This is a genomic window from Streptomyces beigongshangae (assembly GCF_019710745.1).
Classification (GTDB): Bacteria; Actinomycetota; Actinomycetes; order Streptomycetales; family Streptomycetaceae; genus Streptomyces; species Streptomyces beigongshangae.
In genome coordinates this window covers 1-16,911 of record NZ_JAHKJW010000101.1, presented here as the reverse complement: position 1 = coordinate 16,911, position 16,911 = coordinate 1, and the positions used below count along the sequence as shown (strand labels likewise).

The following is a 16,911-nucleotide window of genomic DNA, read 5'->3' as shown; positions in this document are numbered from 1 at the left end:
GCCGGTCGCCGGGCAGGCGGCCCCCGAGGCACTCGCCGACACGGCGCCCGGGGCGGCGGTGCCCGAGGCGACGGCGGCGACGGTGCAGGCGGCCCTCGCGGCGTCCTCGGCGGCCTCGGTCCTCTACGTGAAGGCCAACGCGGCACTGGACCGGCTCGCGAGGGCCCCCCGGGCCGACGCGGGCGGGGACACGGCTGCGGCGGGCCGGCCTGCCGCCGGCCCGCCGGCGGGTGGTGAACCCGCACCGGCCTCCGGCTCCGCCGAAGCCGCCGCCGCTACCACCACCGCTGCCGCCGCTGGTGTGAAAGCCGGCGCCGCCACCTCCGGAACGGCCGCCTCCGTGTTCGCCGAGGCCGGTTCACCGCAGAGCGGCGCCGCGCAGACGGACGCTCCCGCGGACGAGCCGACAGCAGGCGGCCCGACAGCAGGCGGCCCGGCGGCGGACGGCTCGACTCCGGACGGCGGCCCGTATCCGGACGACCCCGCGCCGACCACTCCCTCCAGGGGCGGTCCGGGCGGCCCCGGCAAGGGGATCCCGGCGAACGGCGGCACCCGGAAGGGCTCGCCCCCGCCGGGCGGCCCCGGCAGGGGGGCGCCCCGGCCCGGTGGTGCCCCGAAGGGCGCCTCCACGGCGGGCGGCACCATGACGGGTGCGCCGTCCGGGAGCGAGACCCGGCAGGAGGGCGGGACGCCGGGGAAGCCCGAGGCGGCCGGCGGGCACGAGCGCACGGCCGCCGCGACCGCACCGGCGCCCCCACGGTCCGCCGAGTCCGTACGGGCCCGTGCACAGCCGAACGGGACGGTACGACCGCGCTCGCGGTCCACCGCGGCCCGCACGACGCCTCAGGCGGACAACGCCTCCGCCACCGAACCCGCGCCGGCCACCGAACCCGCGCACGCTCCCGCGCAGGGTCCGGAGCCCGCGCAGCCCCCGCGGTCCACCGGGCACTTCACCGTGCCGACGGCCGTGGCGGTCGCACCGGCCACGCCCGTGCGGCGTCCCGCGGCCGAGGGCGGCTTCGACTTCTTCGGTACGCAGAAGGGCGCGGAGGCGCTGGAAGCCGTGCAGAACGAGGACCTCGCCGACGTGGTGGGGCAGGAGGCGCTCGCGCTGCACAAGGCCGAGTCCGAGGCCGGGTTCAAGCCCGCGGACGAGGAGTACCGCGGTGTCGGCCAGGTCATCGACCTGACCGCGCACGACGAGACGGAACCGATCGACGTGACGGGACTGCGCAGCGCGGTCTCTTGACCCCCGGGTCCCGGCCAGCCGCTGCCCTCAGGCCATCCAGCGGTCCGGCCGGGCCTCCCGGCGGCCGGTGAGCGACCGGTCGGCCTGCGCGTACAGCAGCTCCGCCGCCTCCGAGGCGTCCCGCAGCCTGGCCGTCACCGTCTTGTCGGCCCCGGTGTCCACATGGACGTCCGCGAGCCCCCTGCGGTGCTGCCACGGCCCCTGCTCCAGGCGCACGCTCTGCACCTTGGCGTGCGGCACGAGCGCGACGCTGCGGCGCAGCAGCCCCCGCCGGGCCACGAAGACGGTGTCGGTCACGGCGAGCCCGTAACCCCGCCACCAGAACGGCACGCACCAGGCAGCCCGGCGCGGTGACGGCGCGAAACCGGCCGGCACGTTCACCCCGGGCAGCACCCGTGCGACGACCGACTCGGCGACCTCGCGCGGGGCGACCGGTACGAGCACGGAGTTGGCGGAGCCCGCCACGTCCAGCTCGACCCGGACCCAGCCGCGCCGCCGCCACAGGAGCGGCTCGACGACGCGTACGGTCTGGACGCGTCCGGGCGGCACCGTCTCGTGCGTGCGGTCGAGCAGTCCGTGGTCGATGCGCAGCCCGTCCGGCGACTCCCCCACGGTCCAGTCGTACTCGCTGACGAACCGCCCCACACTGCTCGCGCCGGCCGCGCCCAGCAGGGGCAGCGCCGTCGCGAGCACCGTCCACACGCTGTGGGTGGCGAACCACAGCACGGGCGGTACGACCAGCGCGGCGGCCAGCGTCGCCCAGGTGGCCCCGGTCAGGAGGAGCGAGACGGCGAGCACCCCGGCCGGTACGTGCAGCAGCTGCCGGGCCGGCGCCTCGCCCACCTCGTGCGCGGTCTCGGGCGCGAAACCGGCGGCCCGGGCGAGCAGTTCGGCCCGCAGCACCCGGGCCTCCTCCTGGCCCAGGTACGCCAGCTCGTCCTTCTTGTCGGCCCCGACGACGTCCAGCTTGAGCTTGGCGACGCCGGCCACGCGGGCCAGCAGCGGCTGGGTGACGTCGACCGCCTGGAGCCGTTCGAGCCTGATGTGCGCGGTACGCCGGAACACCAGGCCCGTACGGATGCGCAGTTCCGTGTCGGTCACCGCGAAGTGCGTGGACCACCAGCTCAGAAAGCCGTAGAGGGCGGCTCCCAGGACGGCCGCGGCGAGGACGGCCAGCAGCGTGGTCGTCGTGAGCCGGGTCAGCTGCCGCTGGGCCTGGTCGGGATCGTGCACCGCCCATCCGGCGATCACGGCGACCGGCGCCCACGCCCGCCGCAGCGGCGTCACGGGGTGCAGCCGCCGCTCGCGCAGCACGGGCGCGTCCTTCCCGGCCCCGCGCGCCCCGCCCGACGGCGTCGTCACAGCCCTGCCGATCGGGCCTCGCCCAGCTCGGTCAGCCGGTCGCGCAAACGTTCCGCCTCCGCCGGGTCGAGCCCCGTGATGCGGGCGTCCGTCGCCGCGGCCGCCGTGTGCAGCTGCACGCTCGCCAGCCCGAAGTGCCGCTCCACGGGCCCGGAGGTGACCTCGACCAGCTGCATGCGCCCGTACGGCACGACGGTCTCCTTGCGCCACAGGACACCCCGGCTGATCAGCAGGTCGTCCGCCCGCTCGGCGTAGCGCCAGGACCGCCAGTTGCGGCCCAGCATCGGCCAGCCCCACAGCAGCACCGCGAGCGGCAGCAGGGCGAAGGCCGCCCAGCCGGGCCCGGCGAGCAGGCCGGACAGCAGGGCCGTGCCGATGGTCAGCGACCCCAGCCACACCACCAGCAGCAGCCGTCGCATCCTCAGCAGCCCCGGCGGCAGGCCGATCCAGACCGGCTCGTCCGCCGCGTGCCCCGTCGGTCGCCCCGTCGGCCGTGCCGCCGGCTGTCCCGTCGTCCGCCCCGCGTTCCGCGAGGTCCCCGTCTCCATGCCGCAAGCGTACGTACGCCACACTGTCCGCATGACTCCTACGACGGAGACCATGGTCGGTATCGGCGGTGCCGCGGAAAGCACCGACATGGTGCTCAACATCGGGCCCCAGCATCCGTCCACCCATGGTGTGCTGCGACTGAGGCTCGTCCTCGACGGTGAACGGATCCAGCACGCGGAGCCGGTGATCGGCTATATGCACCGCGGCGCGGAGAAGCTCTTCGAGGCGCGCGACTACCGGCAGATCATCATGCTGGCCAACCGCCACGACTGGCTCTCCGCCTTCTCGAACGAGCTGGGCGTGGTCCTCGGTGTGGAGCGGATGCTCGGCATGGAGGTGCCCCCGCGCGCGGTGTGGATCCGTACGCTCCTCGCCGAGCTGAACCGCGTCCTGAACCACCTGATGTTCCTCGGGTCGTACCCCCTGGAGCTGGGCGGGATCACCCCGATCTTCTACGCGTTCACCGAGCGCGAGGAGCTGCAGCACGTCATGGAGGAGGTCTCCGGCGGGCGCATGCACTACATGTTCAACCGGGTGGGGGGCCTGAAGGAGGACCTGCCGGCCGGCTGGGCCGCGCGCGTGCGCGCCGCCGTCTCCGGGGTGCGTTCCCGGATGGACCGGTTCGACGGACTGGTCCTCGGCAACGAGATCTTCCGGGGGCGCACCCGCGGGGTCGGGGTGCTCTCCCCGGAGGCGGTGCACGCCTACGGGGTGAGCGGGCCGATCGCCCGTGCCTCCGGTGTCGACTTCGACCTGCGCCGGGACGAGCCCTACCTCGCGTACGGGGAACTCCAGGACACCCTGAAGGTCGTCACGCGGCGGGAGGGCGACTGCCTGGCCCGTTTCGAGTGCCTCCTGGAGCAGACCCACAACGCGCTCGACCTCGCGGACGCCTGCCTGGACCGGCTCGCGGAGCTGCCGCCGGGCCCGGTCAACCAGCGGCTGCCCAAGGTCCTGAAGGCCCCCGAGGGCCACACGTACGCCTGGACCGAGAACCCCCTCGGCATCAACGGCTACTACCTCGTCAGCAAGGGCGAGAAGACGCCGTACCGGCTGAAGCTGCGCTCCGCCTCGTACAACAACATCCAGGCGCTCACCGAGCTGCTGCCGGGGACGCTGGTCGCGGACATGGTGGCGATCCTGGGGTCGCTGTTCTTCGTGGTGGGGGACATCGACAAGTAGGGCGGTGGGCTGCCGGATGGCGGGCTGCCGGGTGGCGGGCTGCCGGGTGGCGGCCCGCTGTCCGACGGCCGGCTGTCCGGCGACCGGCCCGCTACCCGGCGGGCCGGTCGCCGTCGGGCAGCGGGTCCGGGATGCCCACCGGCTGGACCAGCCAGCCGAAGTCGCCCAGTCCGCCCCGGGCGGTCAGCTCGGCGGCCTCGCCCGCGCCCGCCAGGGCCCGTACGTAGGCCGCCGGGTCCGTACCGGCCAGGGACAACGGCGGCCGCTCCCCGCTCACGCCCAGCGCCCGCAGCGCCTCCCGCTGGCTCAGCAGCCGGCCGCCCGGCAGGGCGCACGCGTCCAGCGCCACGTGGGCGGTGAGGTCGCAGGAACCGTCCGGCACGGGGGCCGTCTCCCGGCCGTCCCTGAAGCCCGTCAGCGTGCCGAAGGGCGGCCGTGCCGCCGCGCTGTGCCCGTAGTCGACGGCGACGGCGAGACCGCGGTCCAGCCCCGCCACGGCGGCCGCCCAGGCGGCGTCCCTCGGACGGCCGACCTCGGCCCGGAGCCCTTGCAACGGGGAGCCGGGGGCCGAGGGGGAGCCAGAAGCCGATGGAGCGCCGGGAGCCGATGGGGCGCCGGGAGCCGTGAGCGGCCACCACCGCGCCAGCCACCGCGCGTCCGCCCCCGCCACCGGCTCTCCGAGGGCCTCCGTCCCGTCCGCGTCCACGAGGACGAGCCGGGGCACCCCGTGGGCGTCCACCTCCACCACGTCCACCGGCACGTTGTCGAGCCACTCGTTGGCGAACAGCAGCCCCGTGACGCCCGGCGGCGGCTGCGGGAGCCACTCGACGCGGCGATCGAGACCGGCGGGGCGGGCGGCGCGCTCGACCGCGTACCCGCGCGCGCGGGAGCCCGTATCGGCGGGGAGCGCCCGCAGGACCGCGGTCACCAGCTCGCCGCGTCCCGCGCCCATGTCGACGAAGGCGAGTTCGGCGGGGCGGCCGAGCGCCTCGTCGACGAGCCCGAGCAGCCGGGCCACGGCCCCCGCGAAGAGCGGTGACGCGTGCACCGAGGTACGGAAATGACCGGCGGGCCCCTCCGGCCGGCGGTAGAAACCGGAGGGCCCGTACAGCGCCTCCTCGGTCGCCCGGCGCCACCCGCGCGCCCCGGCCGCTGTCTCACACCGCACCGCGCCCGCACCCGCTTCCCGTCGTCGTCATCGGGCCAGGCTAAAGGCCGGATGCACGACGGCCTCCACCTTGGGGAGTACACGCGCCGGTCACGGATCGACCCTCCGGTTGACCCCTGCACACAACACGCTTCCCTACGCTGGGTCACGTGCAGCGCCTCTATGATTTTCTCCGCAGGCACCCGACCCTGGTCGACGGCTTCTGGGCCGTCGTCCTGTTCGGGATCTCGGTCGTGAGTGGAACGGCCGGGCAGGAGGGCATCGGGACCGACCTCCCGGTGGTGACCGTCCCGATCACCCTCCTGCTGTGCCTGGTGATCGCGCTGCGCAGGCGCATGCCCGAGACGATGCTGGTCCTCGCCGTCTCCCTGGGCGCGGCGCAGCTGGTGCTGGACATGCCGCTCGTGCCGGCCGACTTCGCGCTGCTGGTGATCACCTTCACGGTCGCCTCGAACGGCACCCGGTGGGCGTCCCGGCTCGCCCTGACGGCGGGCCTGTGCGCGGCCCCGCTGGCGCAGCTGCGCTGGCCGGAGGAGCACATCGGCGTCGGCGGCCGGATCGCGGTGGTGATCTTCCAGACGGTGCCCTTCGCCCTCGCCTGGGTCCTCGGCGACTCCCTGCGGACCCGCCGCGCCTACTTCGCGCAGCTGGAGGAGCGGGCCGCCCGGCTGGAGAGGGAGCGCGAGGCACAGGCCAAGGTCGCGGTCGCCGCCGAGCGCGCCCGGATCGCCCGCGAGCTGCACGACGTGGTCGCGCACAACGTCTCGGTGATGGTGGTGCAGGCCGACGGGGCCGCGTACGTCCTCGACTCCGCGCCCGACCAGGCGAAGAAGGCCCTGGAGACCATCTCCGGGACGGGCCGGCAGGCCCTCGCCGAGATGCGCCGCCTGCTGGGCGTCCTGCGCACCGGCGAGCACCAGGAGTCCGGCGAGTACGTGCCGCAGCCCGACGTGGAACAGCTCGACGACCTGATCGAGCAGTGCCGGACCTCCGGCCTCCCCGTCGACTTCAGGATCGAGGGCACTCCGCGGCCGCTGCCCAGCGGCGTCGAGCTGACCGCGTACCGCATCGTGCAGGAGGCCCTCACCAACACCCGCAAGCACGGGGGGCCCAACGCGGGCGCGAGCGTGCGCCTGGTCTACTTCGACGACGGGCTCGGCCTGCTCGTCGAGGACGACGGCAAGGGCGCTCCGCACGAGCTGTACGAGGAGGGCGGGGTGGACGGCCAGGGCCACGGCCTGATCGGTATGCGGGAGCGCATCGGCATGGTCGGCGGCACCCTGGACGCCGGGCCGCGTCCCGGCGGAGGCTTCCGCATCAGCGCGCTGCTCCCGCTGAAGCCCGCCCGTTGACACGTGTTGGCATGTGCTGACACGTGCACGTCCCATGAACCCCGACCGGAGGACCTCCCCATGCCGATCCGCGTGATGCTCGTCGACGACCAGGCGCTGCTGCGCACCGGCTTCCGGATGGTGCTGGACGCCCAGCCGGACATGGAGGTCGTGGCGGAGGCGGGCGACGGCGTGGAGGCCCTGCGGGTACTGCGCGGGGCGGCCGTCGACGTGGTCCTGATGGACGTCCGGATGCCCAAGCTGGACGGCGTCGAGACGACCCGCCGCGTCTGCTCGGACCCGAACCCGCCGAAGGTGCTGATCCTGACCACCTTCGACCTCGACGAGTACGCCTTCTCCGGGCTCAAGGCGGGCGCCTCCGGCTTCATGCTCAAGGACGTGCCGCCCGGCGAGCTCCTCGCCGCGATCCGCTCCGTGCACAGCGGGGACGCGGTGGTCGCGCCCTCGACGACCAGGCGCCTGCTCGACCGGTTCGCGCCGCTGCTGCCCGCCGCGGGCAAGGAGCCCCAGCACAAGGAGCTGGAGCGGCTCACCGGCCGCGAGCGCGAGGTCATGATCCTGGTCGCGCAGGGGCTGTCGAACGGCGAGATCGCGGCCCGGCTCGTCCTCTCCGAGGCGACGGTCAAGACCCACGTGGGCCGCATCCTCACCAAGCTGGGCCTGCGCGACCGCGTCCAGGTCGTGGTCCTGGCGTACGAGACGGGACTGGTACGGGCCGGGGGGCAGGGCGGCTGAGGGGGAGGGCCGGGCGCCGGGCGGGGGTGCACCGGTCGGGGAGCGCGGGGCGTGCGGGTCAGCGGAGGATTCCCTCCAGGAAGTCGCTGCCCAGGCGGGCCACCATCGTGACGTCCAGCTGGTGCAGGACGTACCGTCCGCGGCGGCGGGTGGTGAGCAGGCCCGCCTTCTTCAGCACACCCAGGTGCCGGGATATCTCGGGAGCCGTCATACCGTACGTCTGCGCCAGCTCGCCCGTGGTGAACGCGCTGCGGGCAAGGCTCCGGCACAGTCGCATCCGCGTCGGATGTGCCAGGGCGGTCATCCGCAGGGTCAGCTGCTCGACGGAGGTCGGCACCGACAGTTCGGGCGAGCCGACCGGGTAGTGGATCACGGGTTGCCAGCCGTACCGGTGCAGCACCGTGAGGTGCGGCCAGCCGAGGCTCGTCGGCACCAGCAGCAGACCGCCGTCCCGGATCGCGGTGCGGCCCTCGCCCAGCTTGTCGACGACGATCCGGCCGCCGGCCTCGTCGAGCGCCACCGCGGGCGACACCGACGCCAGCGCCTCGGCCAGGCCCCGGCGCCCGAGCAGGTCCGTCTTGCGGCGGGCGTCCGCCGTGAGCTGGTGGCGCAGCCGTGACCAGGTCTCGGCGAAGAACGCCTCGTCGCAGTCCTCCAGGAACTGCCGCAGCCAGGCCCGGATCCGCGGCGGATCGGCCAGCAGCCGCTCGGTGAACTCCGCCGGCCGGGGCCCGCGCGCGGCGGCGAGCTCCAGGGCCCGTCTCCGGGAGCCGGCGTCGGCGAGGGCGCCGGCGCCCCGCACGTCGTACGGGAGCGCGCAGGTGAACTCCAGCGCCGCGTCCACGAACTGCTCGTCGGTCAGCTTGTCGATCAGGTCCAGCTCCTCCGCGAGGGTGGCACCGGGGAGCGCGATGCCGCCCGCCGCGCCCGGGTACGGGAGGAACACGTCCGAGAACGTCGTCCGCCACAGGAAGTCGGCCTCGCACATCCGGTCGGCCAGGCGCGGGTCGAGCCGGGCGGTCACACCGGCCGCCCAGCCCTGCAGGCCGGGGTGGTGGCCTGGCTCGGACAGCGCGTGCAGTGCCATGCACAACTCACCCAGGGGCGAGGGCACGACGGCCACCCGCTCCCTGCGCAGCCCGGAGATGTCGATGGTCACGCTCATGACCTCATGGTGCACCCCGCCGCCGACGACGCGGCCGCCGATTGACGAGCGCCGTCAATCGGGGAGTCGGGGAGGAAAGGGGAGGCGAGGGGAGAGGCGGCGAGGGGGCGCGGTCCGGCCGGACGGGTCAGCGGGGCAGCCGCGCCGCGAACCCCGCCGCGGCGGCCCGTACGTCGTCCGCCGTCCACTCCAGGCCCGGCGCGCCCACCGTGACCTCCGTGTGCGCCAGGCCGGGCCCACCCCGCACCCAGACCTGCGGGAAGAGGGAGACGCCCGTCTCCTCCGCCTGGCGCATCCCCGCCGCGTTCAGGACGCCGTCCCCGTACGGCAGCCACACCTGGAACTGGTGCGTGTGCGGCTCCTCCGGGTGGACCCGCGCCCAGGGCAGCCCGGCCCCGGCGAGCCCCTCCCGCAGCGCCGCGGCGACCACGCGCGCGTGGGCCACGTACTCCGGGAGCCGGGGCAGTTCCCTCTCCAGGCCGATCAGCGCGGACAGGACGGTGGGGAACTGCTGCAGCACCTGCCCGCCGTACCGGTGGCGCCATGCCTTCGCCTCGTCGACCAGCGTCCCGGGGCCCGCGAGCGCGGCGCCCCCGAAGCCGCCCAGCGACTTGTAGAAGGACATGTAGACGCTGTCCGCGAGAGCCGCGATCTCGTCCAGGGGGCGGCCGAAATGGGTGGCGCACTCCCACAGGCGGGCGCCGTCCACGTGCACCACGGCGTCGCGTTCGCGGGCCGCGTCCGTGACGGCGACCAGTTCCTCCCAGGTGGGCAGGGTGAAACCGGCCTCCCGCAGGGGCAGTTCCAGGAAGAGCGTCCCGAAGGGCTCGCCCAGGTCGCGCACCTCGTCGGCGGAGGGCGTCCGCGGCTCGCGCGTCGGATGGACGGTCCGCAGGCCGCCGAGGGTGCTCAGGGCGTGCCGTTCGTGGATCTCCGGATGGGACAGGGGGTGCATCGCCACCGTCGCGTTGCCCGTACGCCCCGCCCAGCAGCGCAGCGCGACCTGCTGGGCCATGGTGCCCGAGGGGAAGAAGGCTGCGGCCTCCGTGCCGAGCAGGCCGGCGACCCGCTCCTCCAGGGTCTCGACGATCCTGTCGCCGTACATGTCCACCGGCAGATCGAGGTCGTAGACGTCCGGCGCGCCCTCCGTCAGCCGGGCCAGCAGTTCGCCGACGGTGGAGCGGAAACCGGGCCGCCACAGTGCCCGGCGCGCTCCTCGCCAGGCGACCCTGCGCCGCTCGCGCAGCTGGTCGGCTGTTTCTTCCGGTTCCCCGCCTTTTCCTGGTTCTTCCTGTTCCGCCGCATCGCTCATGCTCCGGATCATCCAGGACACCGCCGCCGAGGTCACCCGGATTCCCCACAGCCCGTGGACGGGAAAACTGCGCAGGGACCGATCGCGTTAGCATGACGAGAAAGCGTCCGGTACCCCGAGCGGACTGGAACGGAAGGCCGCTGCCGAGTGAGTGCATTCCCCCAGCCAGATTCAAGGCCAGACCCCAGGGACCGCCCCGCGCGGCTCACCGTCGGTGTCGTCGGCGCCGGGCGCGTGGGCCCCGCCCTGGCCGCGTCGCTCCAGCTCGCCGGGCACCGCCCCGTGGCCGTGTCCGGGGTCTCCGACGCCTCCAGGCGCCGTGCCGAGCGACTGCTGCCCGACGTGCCGCTGGTGACGCCCGAGCAGGTCCTGGCCCGCGCCGACCTAGTACTGCTCACGGTCCCCGACGACGCCCTGCCGGGGCTAGTGGAGGGACTCGCCGACACGGGTTCCGTCCGTCCGGGGCAACTGCTCGTCCACACGTCCGGCCGGTACGGGACGAAAATTCTGGACCCCGCCCTGCGCGCCGGGGCGCTGCCCCTCGCCCTGCACCCCGCGATGACGTTCAGCGGCACCCCCGTGGACGTGCAGCGGCTCGCCGGCTGCTCCTTCGGGATCACCGCCCCCGCGGAGCTGCGACTGGCCGCCGAGGCCCTCGTCATCGAGATGGGCGGTGAACCCGAGTGGATCGCCGAGGAGGCCCGGCCGCTCTACCACGCGGCCCTCGCGCTCGGTGCCAACCACCTGGTCACGCTGGTCGCCCAGTCCATGGACCTGCTGCGCGCGGCGGGGGTCGACGCCCCGGACCGGATGCTGGGCCCGCTGCTGGGCGCCGCCCTGGACAACGCCCTCAGGTCGGGCGACGCCGCGCTGACCGGACCGGTCGCGCGCGGCGACGCGGGTACGGTCGCGGCGCACGTCGCCGAGTTGCACAAGCACGCGCCGCAGACCGTCGCCGGCTATCTGGCGATGGCCCGCGCGACCGCCGACCGGGCCCTCGCCCACGGCCTGCTCAAGCCGGAGTTCGCCGAGGACCTCCTGGACGTACTCGCCAACAGGCCCGGCGGTCCGACGGGCTCCACCGGTCCGACGAGCCCCACCTGTCCGACGGGCTCCACCGGTCCCGAAGTCCCCACTGGACCCGAAGACTCCAGCGGTCCCCAAGACTCCAGCGGTTCCGAAAACCCCACCGGTCCCGGAGAACCCACTGATTCCGGAGAACCCACTGATTCCGGAGACCCTGCCGGTCCCGGAGACCTCGCCGGTCCCGGAGACCCCACCGGTTCCGAAAGCCCCGACGGGACCGAAGGAGACGCCCGATGACCACCGTCCTGCTGAGCACCGCCGACGAGCTCCACGCGCGCGTACGCACGGGCCGCCGGGCCGTCGTCATGACGATGGGCGCCCTGCACGAGGGGCACGCCACCCTGATCCGCACCGCCCGGGAGCTCGCGGGCGACGGCGAGGTCGTCGTCACCGTCTTCGTGAACCCCCTCCAGTTCGGCGCGGGCGAGGACCTCGACCGCTACCCGCGCACCCTGGACGCCGACATCAAGATCGCCGAGCAGGCGGGCGCGGACGCCGTGTTCGCCCCCGCCGTGGACGAGGTCTACCCGGGCGGCGAACCCCAGGTGCGCGTCAGCGCGGGACCCATGGGGGAGCGCCTGGAGGGCTCGGCGCGCCCCGGGCACTTCGACGGCGTGCTCACCGTCGTCGCCAAGCTCCTGCACCTCACCAGGCCCGACGTGGCGCTGTACGGGCAGAAGGACGCCCAGCAGCTCGCCCTGATCCGCCGCATGGTGCGCGACCTGAACTTCGGCGTGGAGATCGTCGGTGTCCCCACGGTGCGCGAGGCGGACGGCCTCGCCCTGTCCAGCCGCAACCGCTACCTGTCGGCCGGCGAGCGCCGCACCGCGCTCGCGCTCTCCCGGGCCCTGTTCGCGGGCGGCGACCGGCACGCCGCCCAGGAGGCCCTGCGCGCACGGGCCCGCGAAGTGCCCGCCACGCACGCGCGTGCCGAGGCCCTCAGCGCCATCGGCGAGTCCCGCGCGGCCGCCGACACGCACGCCGTCGCCAAGGCGGCCCCCGGAGGTCCCGCCGCGGTCCGTGCCGCCGCCCGGCTGGTCCTCGACGAGGCGGCCCGCCTCAGCCCTCCGCTCGCCCTGGACTACTTGGCACTGGTCGATCCGTCCGACTTCACCGAGGTCCCGGACGGCTACACCGGCGAGGCCGTCCTCGCCGTCGCCGCCCGGGTCGGCACGACCCGGCTGATCGACAACATTCCGCTGACCTTCGGAGCCGCCTCGTGACCAGCACAGGCATACGCCCGCCCGGTGCCCGCCGCCCTCGACCGGGAGCGCCCCGCGCCGCCCTCCCCCGCCTGCACGCGCCCGCGCCCGGCTGGTCCCTGACGGCCGACGTCGTGGTCGTCGGCTCCGGGGTCGCCGGGCTCACCGCCGCCCTGCGCTGCGAGGCGGCCGGCCTGCGGACGGTCGTCGTCACCAAGGCGCGCCTCGACGACGGCTCGACCCGCTGGGCCCAGGGCGGCATAGCCGCGGCCCTGGGGGAGGGCGACACCCCCGCGCAGCACCTCGACGACACCCTGGTGGCGGGTGCCGGCCTCTGCGACGAGGAGGCCGTCCGCATCCTCGTCACCGAGGGTCCCGACGCCGTCCGCCGCCTCATCGGGACCGGTGCCCGCTTCGACGAGTCCGAGGAGGGCGGCCTGGAGCTGACCCGCGAGGGCGGCCACCACCGCCGCCGGATCGCCCACGCGGGCGGCGACGCGACCGGCGCCGAGATCTCCCGGGCCCTCGTCGAGGCGGTCCGCGCAAGCGGGCGGGACGGGCGCGAAGCGCTCTCGGACGAGGGCGGTGGTGGGCGGCGGGCGGGAATACGCACGGTCGAGAACGCGCTCGTCCTGGACCTCCTCACGGACGCCGAAGGGCGTACGGCCGGCGTCACCCTGCACGTCATGGGAGAGGGCCAGCACGACGGCGTGGGAGCCGTCCGCGCGCCCGCCGTGGTCCTGGCGACCGGCGGCATGGGCCAGGTCTTCTCGGCGACGACCAATCCCTCGGTGTCCACCGGCGACGGCGTCGCCCTCGCCCTGCGGGCCGGGGCCGAGGTCAGCGACCTGGAGTTCGTGCAGTTCCACCCGACCGTGCTGTTCCTAGGCCCGGACGCCGAGGGCCAGCAGCCGCTGGTGTCCGAGGCGGTGCGGGGCGAGGGCGCCCACCTGGTCGACGCGGCGGGTGTGCGCTTCATGGTCGGCCAGCACGAGCTCGCCGAGCTGGCGCCCCGGGACATCGTCGCCAAGGGCATCATGCGGCGCATGCGGGAGCAGGGCGCCCAGCACATGTACCTGGACGCCCGGCACTTCGGCGCCCGTATGTGGGAGCACCGCTTCCCCACGATCCTGGCCGCCTGCCGTGCCCACGGCATCGACCCGGTCACCGAGCCCGTGCCGGTCGCCCCGGCCGCCCACTACGCCTCCGGCGGCGTCCGCACCGACTCCCGCGGCCGTACCACCGTCCCCGGCCTGTACGCGTGCGGGGAGGTCGCCTGCACGGGCGTCCACGGCGCCAACCGGCTCGCCTCGAACTCCCTCCTGGAGGGCCTCGTCTACGCCGAGCGCATCGCGGCGGACATCGCGGACCGCCACCGGGAGCGGGGGGAGAACGCAGAACAGGGGGCGCGGGGGGAGAACGACACCCACGCGCGTGTGCCCGTACCCGTGTCCGTGCCTGCGCCCGTGCCTGCGCCCGTCGAGCAGCCGCAGAAGCCCGCCCACCCGCTGCTCGCCGCCGAGGCGCGGTTCGCGATCCAGCGGGCCATGACGGACGGTGCCGGAGTCCTGCGGTCGGCCGCCTCCCTGGAGACCGCCGCCGACCGCCTGGAACGGCTGCACGCGGACGCCCTCGACGCCCTCGACGAGAACGGCAAGACGGCCGAGCCCGGCGTCGACACCTGGGAGGCGACCAACCTCCTGTGCGTGGCCCGCGTCCTCGTCGCCGCCGCCCGCCTCCGCGAGGAGACCCGCGGCTGCCACTGGCGCGAGGACCGGGGCGAACGGGACGACGAGACCTGGCGGCGTCACATCGTCGTACGGCTCGGTCCCGACAGGACGCTCGCGGTACACACCACCGACACCTCAGACTTCCCCCCGACACTCCCTCCGGCCCGCGACGCCGTCCGCGCCGCGGGGACCCCCACGCCCAGCCCTCAGGAGCAGTGACAGAAGTGAGCACTCCGGACCTTCCCCTCCTCGACGGCGGTGGCTGCGGCGCCGGCTGCGGCTGCGGCGAGTACGGCCCCGACGAGCACGCGCAGTACGCCGAGTACGCCGAGTGCGGGCTCGACCCCGACCTCGCGCAGCTCCTCTCCGAAGCGGGCCTCGATCCCGTCGAGGTCGAGGACATCGCGCACCTGGCCGTGGAGGAGGACCTCGACCACGGCGTGGACGTGACCACGGTCGCGACCATCCCCGGGGACGCCGTCTCCACCGCCGACTTCACCGCCCGCGAGGCCGGCGTCGTGGCGGGCCTGCGGATCGCCGAGGCGGTCGTCTCCGTGGTCTGCACGGACGAGTTCGAGGTCGAGCGGCATGTGGAGGACGGCGACCGCGTGCGGGCCGGACAGCGGCTCCTGAGCGTCACGACCCGCACCCGCGACCTGCTGACGGCCGAGCGCAGCGCGCTGAACCTGCTGTGCCGTCTCTCCGGCATCGCGACGGCCACGCGCGCGTGGGCGGACGTCCTGGAGGGCACCGGCGCGCGCGTGCGGGACACCCGCAAGACGACACCCGGCCTGCGTTCCCTGGAGAAGTTCGCCGTCCGGACGGGCGGCGGTGTCAACCACCGCATGTCGCTCTCGGACGCGGCGCTCGTCAAGGACAACCACGTGGTCGCCGCGGGCGGCGTCGCCCGGGCGTTCAAGGCCGTACGGGAGGCGTTCCCCGACGTGCCGATCGAGGTCGAGGTCGACACCCTGGACCAGTTGCGCGAGGTCGTCGACGCGGGCGCCGACCTGATCCTGCTGGACAACTTCACGCCCGGCGAGTGCGAGGAGGCCGTGGCCCTGGTGGGCGGCCGGGCCCTCCTGGAGGCATCGGGCCGCCTCACCCTGGACACCGCGGCGGCGTACGCGCGCACGGGCGTCGACTTCCTCGCGGTGGGCGCCCTCACGCACTCCTCGCCCATCCTGGACATCGGCCTCGACCTGCGCGACGCCTCCGATGTCGCAGACGTCCCCGACGTGTTCCTGAGCGAGGCTGAGTAGGCATGCTGCTCACGATCGACGTCGGCAACACGCACACCGTCCTCGGGCTCTTCGACGGCGAGGACATCGTCGAGCACTGGCGCATCTCCACGGACGCGCGCCGCACCGCGGACGAGCTGGCCGTGCTCCTGCAGGGACTGATGGGCATGCACCCGCTCCTCGGCGACGAGCTGGGCGACGGCATCGACGGCATCGCGATCTGCTCGACCGTCCCCTCGGTCCTGCACGAGCTGCGCGAGGTGACCCGCCGCTACTACGGCGACGTACCCGCCGTCCTCGTCGAGCCGGGCATCAAGACGGGCGTGCCGATCCTGATGGACAACCCCAAGGAGGTCGGCGCCGACCGCATCATCAACGCGGTCGCGGCGGTCGAGCTCTACGGCGGGCCGGCCGTCGTCGTCGACTTCGGCACGGCGACGACCTTCGACGCGGTCTCCGCGCGCGGGGAGTACGCCGGCGGCGTCATCGCGCCCGGCATCGAGATCTCCGTGGAGGCCCTGGGCGTCCGCGGCGCCCAGCTCCGCAAGATCGAGATCGCCCGGCCGCGCACCGTCATCGGCAAGAACACCGTCGAGGCCATGCAGTCCGGCATCGTCTACGGCTTCGCGGGCCAGGTCGACGGTGTGGTCCACCGCATGGCCCGCGAACTCGCCGAGGACCCGGACGACGTCACGGTCATCGCGACGGGCGGGCTGGCCCCGATGGTGCTGGGCGAGGCGTCGGTGATCGACGAGCACGAGCCCTGGCTCACCCTCATCGGCCTGCGCCTGGTGTACGAGCGCAACATCTCCCGCACCTGACCCCGGCCCCGGCCCCGGCCCCGGCCCTGACCTGACCGGGCCGGGCCCGTCAGGGCCGGCCGGGCCAAGCCCCGCCACCCGGGTGGCGACGGCGGCACGCCGTGCCCGCTCGTTCCGCGGGTTTTGTCTGATTAGCGCGTATCGTCGCGATCATGCCCACGCCTTACGGATCCCGCGGTGGCATGGCGTTCGGAGCGGAGGAGCTGCGTGTGCTCCGCCGTGTGCTCGCTCTCGCCCTGCACCCCAGCCCCGCCTCGGCCCAGGACGTCCAGGACTGCCTCCGCCTCGTGGAGACCGTCGACGAGGCCGCTCGTGAGGGCGCCCGGCTGCGCGCCTTCCTGCTGGCCGATCTCGCCCGCTACCGCGCCGCCCTGCCGGGAACGGCGGCCGGCTTCCTGACGCTCCTGGAGGAGGCCCTCGACACCGGCTACCAGCCGGTCCCCGACGACCTGAGCGCGCTGCGCGCCCTGCGCGGCAGTCCCGTCGCGGCTGCGCTCCTCGACCGCTGTCACACGCTCGCGGAGCAGGACGTGCGCACACGCCTCGCGCTCCTCGCGGTCCCGGCCTCCCGCACCCCCGCCCCCGCTCCCACCTCTGCCCCCGCTCCCGCCCCTGCCCGTACCCGACTGACGGCCCTCCCGGGCGGCCGGACGGCTCCCGCGGCGGCCGCCCCCGTAGCCGCCCCCGCCGTCGCCGCGGCCACCGGCGGGGAACCCGCGGGAAAGCCCGCCGGTGAGCCGGCCGCCCGGCCCGGCCC

At 74.7% G+C, this 16,911-nt stretch carries 15 protein-coding genes; 10 read left to right on the top strand and 5 right to left on the bottom strand.

Annotated elements, in window-relative coordinates; translation table 11 throughout:
* Positions 1 to 58 precede the first annotated feature (58 nt).
* Positions 59 to 1,249, top strand: a complete 1,191-nt coding sequence (locus KM933_RS40085) for a hypothetical protein (RefSeq protein WP_308013667.1) — start codon at positions 59 to 61, stop codon at positions 1,247 to 1,249.
* A gap of 27 nt (positions 1,250 to 1,276) precedes the next feature.
* Here the strand turns inward: KM933_RS40085 and KM933_RS37185 are convergent, their stop codons facing one another.
* Entirely contained in the window at positions 1,277 to 2,611 is a 1,335-nt protein-coding gene (locus tag KM933_RS37185) for a PH domain-containing protein (protein ID WP_221361476.1), read from the bottom strand.
* Positions 2,608 to 3,159 (bottom strand): PH domain-containing protein, encoded by a 552-nt coding sequence (locus KM933_RS37180; protein WP_260334753.1) that lies wholly within the window; start codon positions 3,157 to 3,159, stop codon positions 2,608 to 2,610. The genes KM933_RS37185 and KM933_RS37180 overlap by 4 nt, the downstream gene beginning before the upstream one ends.
* Positions 3,160 to 3,190: 31 nt before the next feature.
* Between KM933_RS37180 and KM933_RS37175 the strand changes: the two genes are divergently transcribed.
* Entirely contained in the window at positions 3,191 to 4,342 is a 1,152-nt protein-coding gene (locus KM933_RS37175; RefSeq protein WP_221361464.1) for an NADH-quinone oxidoreductase subunit D, read from the top strand.
* A 91-nt stretch (positions 4,343 to 4,433) separates the two neighbouring features.
* Here the strand turns inward: KM933_RS37175 and KM933_RS37170 are convergent, their stop codons facing one another.
* Entirely contained in the window at positions 4,434 to 5,510 is a 1,077-nt protein-coding gene (locus KM933_RS37170; protein WP_221361462.1) for an SAM-dependent methyltransferase, read from the bottom strand.
* A gap of 149 nt (positions 5,511 to 5,659) precedes the next feature.
* Here KM933_RS37170 and KM933_RS37165 point away from each other — a divergent pair, with 149 nt between their 5' ends.
* A complete protein-coding gene (locus KM933_RS37165) occupies positions 5,660 to 6,862 on the top strand; it encodes a sensor histidine kinase (protein ID WP_221361449.1) in 1,203 nt (400 codons plus the stop codon).
* Between the two features lie 60 nt (positions 6,863 to 6,922).
* Positions 6,923 to 7,597 carry a response regulator gene (locus tag KM933_RS37160; RefSeq protein ID WP_221361447.1) on the top strand — a complete coding sequence of 225 codons (675 nt, stop codon included), beginning with the start codon at positions 6,923 to 6,925 and terminating at the stop codon, positions 7,595 to 7,597.
* A gap of 58 nt (positions 7,598 to 7,655) precedes the next feature.
* On the opposite strand, the gene KM933_RS37155 is transcribed toward KM933_RS37160, so the two are convergent.
* Together KM933_RS37155 and KM933_RS37150 are read right to left on the bottom strand one after the other, a co-directional pair.
* On the bottom strand, positions 7,656 to 8,762 hold the full coding sequence (locus tag KM933_RS37155) for a DUF5937 family protein (protein WP_221361445.1): 1,107 nt from the start codon (positions 8,760 to 8,762) through the stop codon (positions 7,656 to 7,658).
* Between the two features lie 127 nt (positions 8,763 to 8,889).
* Positions 8,890 to 10,074: a threonine aldolase family protein gene (locus KM933_RS37150; protein WP_260334752.1), complete on the bottom strand. Its 1,185-nt coding sequence runs from the start codon at positions 10,072 to 10,074 to the stop codon at positions 8,890 to 8,892.
* Positions 10,075 to 10,308: 234 nt separating this feature from the next.
* On the opposite strand from KM933_RS37150, the gene KM933_RS37145 reads away from it, so the two are divergent.
* From KM933_RS37145 to KM933_RS40080, 6 genes are all read left to right on the top strand, one after another.
* Positions 10,309 to 11,397, top strand: a complete 1,089-nt coding sequence (locus tag KM933_RS37145) for a Rossmann-like and DUF2520 domain-containing protein (protein WP_430727424.1) — start codon at positions 10,309 to 10,311, stop codon at positions 11,395 to 11,397.
* Complete coding sequence (gene panC, locus KM933_RS37140; protein ID WP_221361432.1) at positions 11,394 to 12,383, top strand: pantoate--beta-alanine ligase; 990 nt, start codon at positions 11,394 to 11,396, stop codon at positions 12,381 to 12,383. Before KM933_RS37145 ends, panC begins: the two co-directional genes overlap by 4 nt.
* A gap of 11 nt (positions 12,384 to 12,394) precedes the next feature.
* Positions 12,395 to 14,311, top strand: coding sequence for an L-aspartate oxidase (locus KM933_RS37135; RefSeq protein ID WP_221361478.1), 1,917 nt, complete (start codon positions 12,395 to 12,397; stop codon positions 14,309 to 14,311).
* 5 nt (positions 14,312 to 14,316) lie between these two features.
* A complete protein-coding gene (nadC, locus tag KM933_RS37130) occupies positions 14,317 to 15,354 on the top strand; it encodes a carboxylating nicotinate-nucleotide diphosphorylase (RefSeq protein WP_221361430.1) in 1,038 nt (345 codons plus the stop codon).
* 2 nt (positions 15,355 to 15,356) lie between these two features.
* Positions 15,357 to 16,154: a type III pantothenate kinase gene (locus KM933_RS37125; protein WP_173894660.1), complete on the top strand. Its 798-nt coding sequence runs from the start codon at positions 15,357 to 15,359 to the stop codon at positions 16,152 to 16,154.
* Between the two features lie 182 nt (positions 16,155 to 16,336).
* A partial coding sequence (locus KM933_RS40080) for a hypothetical protein (RefSeq protein WP_430727423.1) occupies positions 16,337 to 16,911 on the top strand: 575 nt, incomplete at its 3' end.

What these genes read in the sequence shown, in the direction of transcription:
- KM933_RS37160 (WP_221361447.1), top strand. Translation starts at nt 6,923, where the DNA reads ATGCCGATCCGCGTGATGCTCGTCGACGACCAGGCGCTGCTGCGCACC.
- KM933_RS37175 (WP_221361464.1), top strand. Translation starts at nt 3,191, where the DNA reads ATGACTCCTACGACGGAGACCATGGTCGGTATCGGCGGTGCCGCGGAA.
- KM933_RS37180 (WP_260334753.1), bottom strand. Translation starts at nt 3,159, where the DNA reads ATGGAGACGGGGACCTCGCGGAACGCGGGGCGGACGACGGGACAGCCG.
- KM933_RS37150 (WP_260334752.1), bottom strand. Translation starts at nt 10,074, where the DNA reads ATGAGCGATGCGGCGGAACAGGAAGAACCAGGAAAAGGCGGGGAACCG.
- panC (WP_221361432.1), top strand. Translation starts at nt 11,394, where the DNA reads ATGACCACCGTCCTGCTGAGCACCGCCGACGAGCTCCACGCGCGCGTA.
- KM933_RS37155 (WP_221361445.1), bottom strand. Translation starts at nt 8,762, where the DNA reads ATGAGCGTGACCATCGACATCTCCGGGCTGCGCAGGGAGCGGGTGGCC.
- KM933_RS37125 (WP_173894660.1), top strand. Translation starts at nt 15,357, where the DNA reads ATGCTGCTCACGATCGACGTCGGCAACACGCACACCGTCCTCGGGCTC.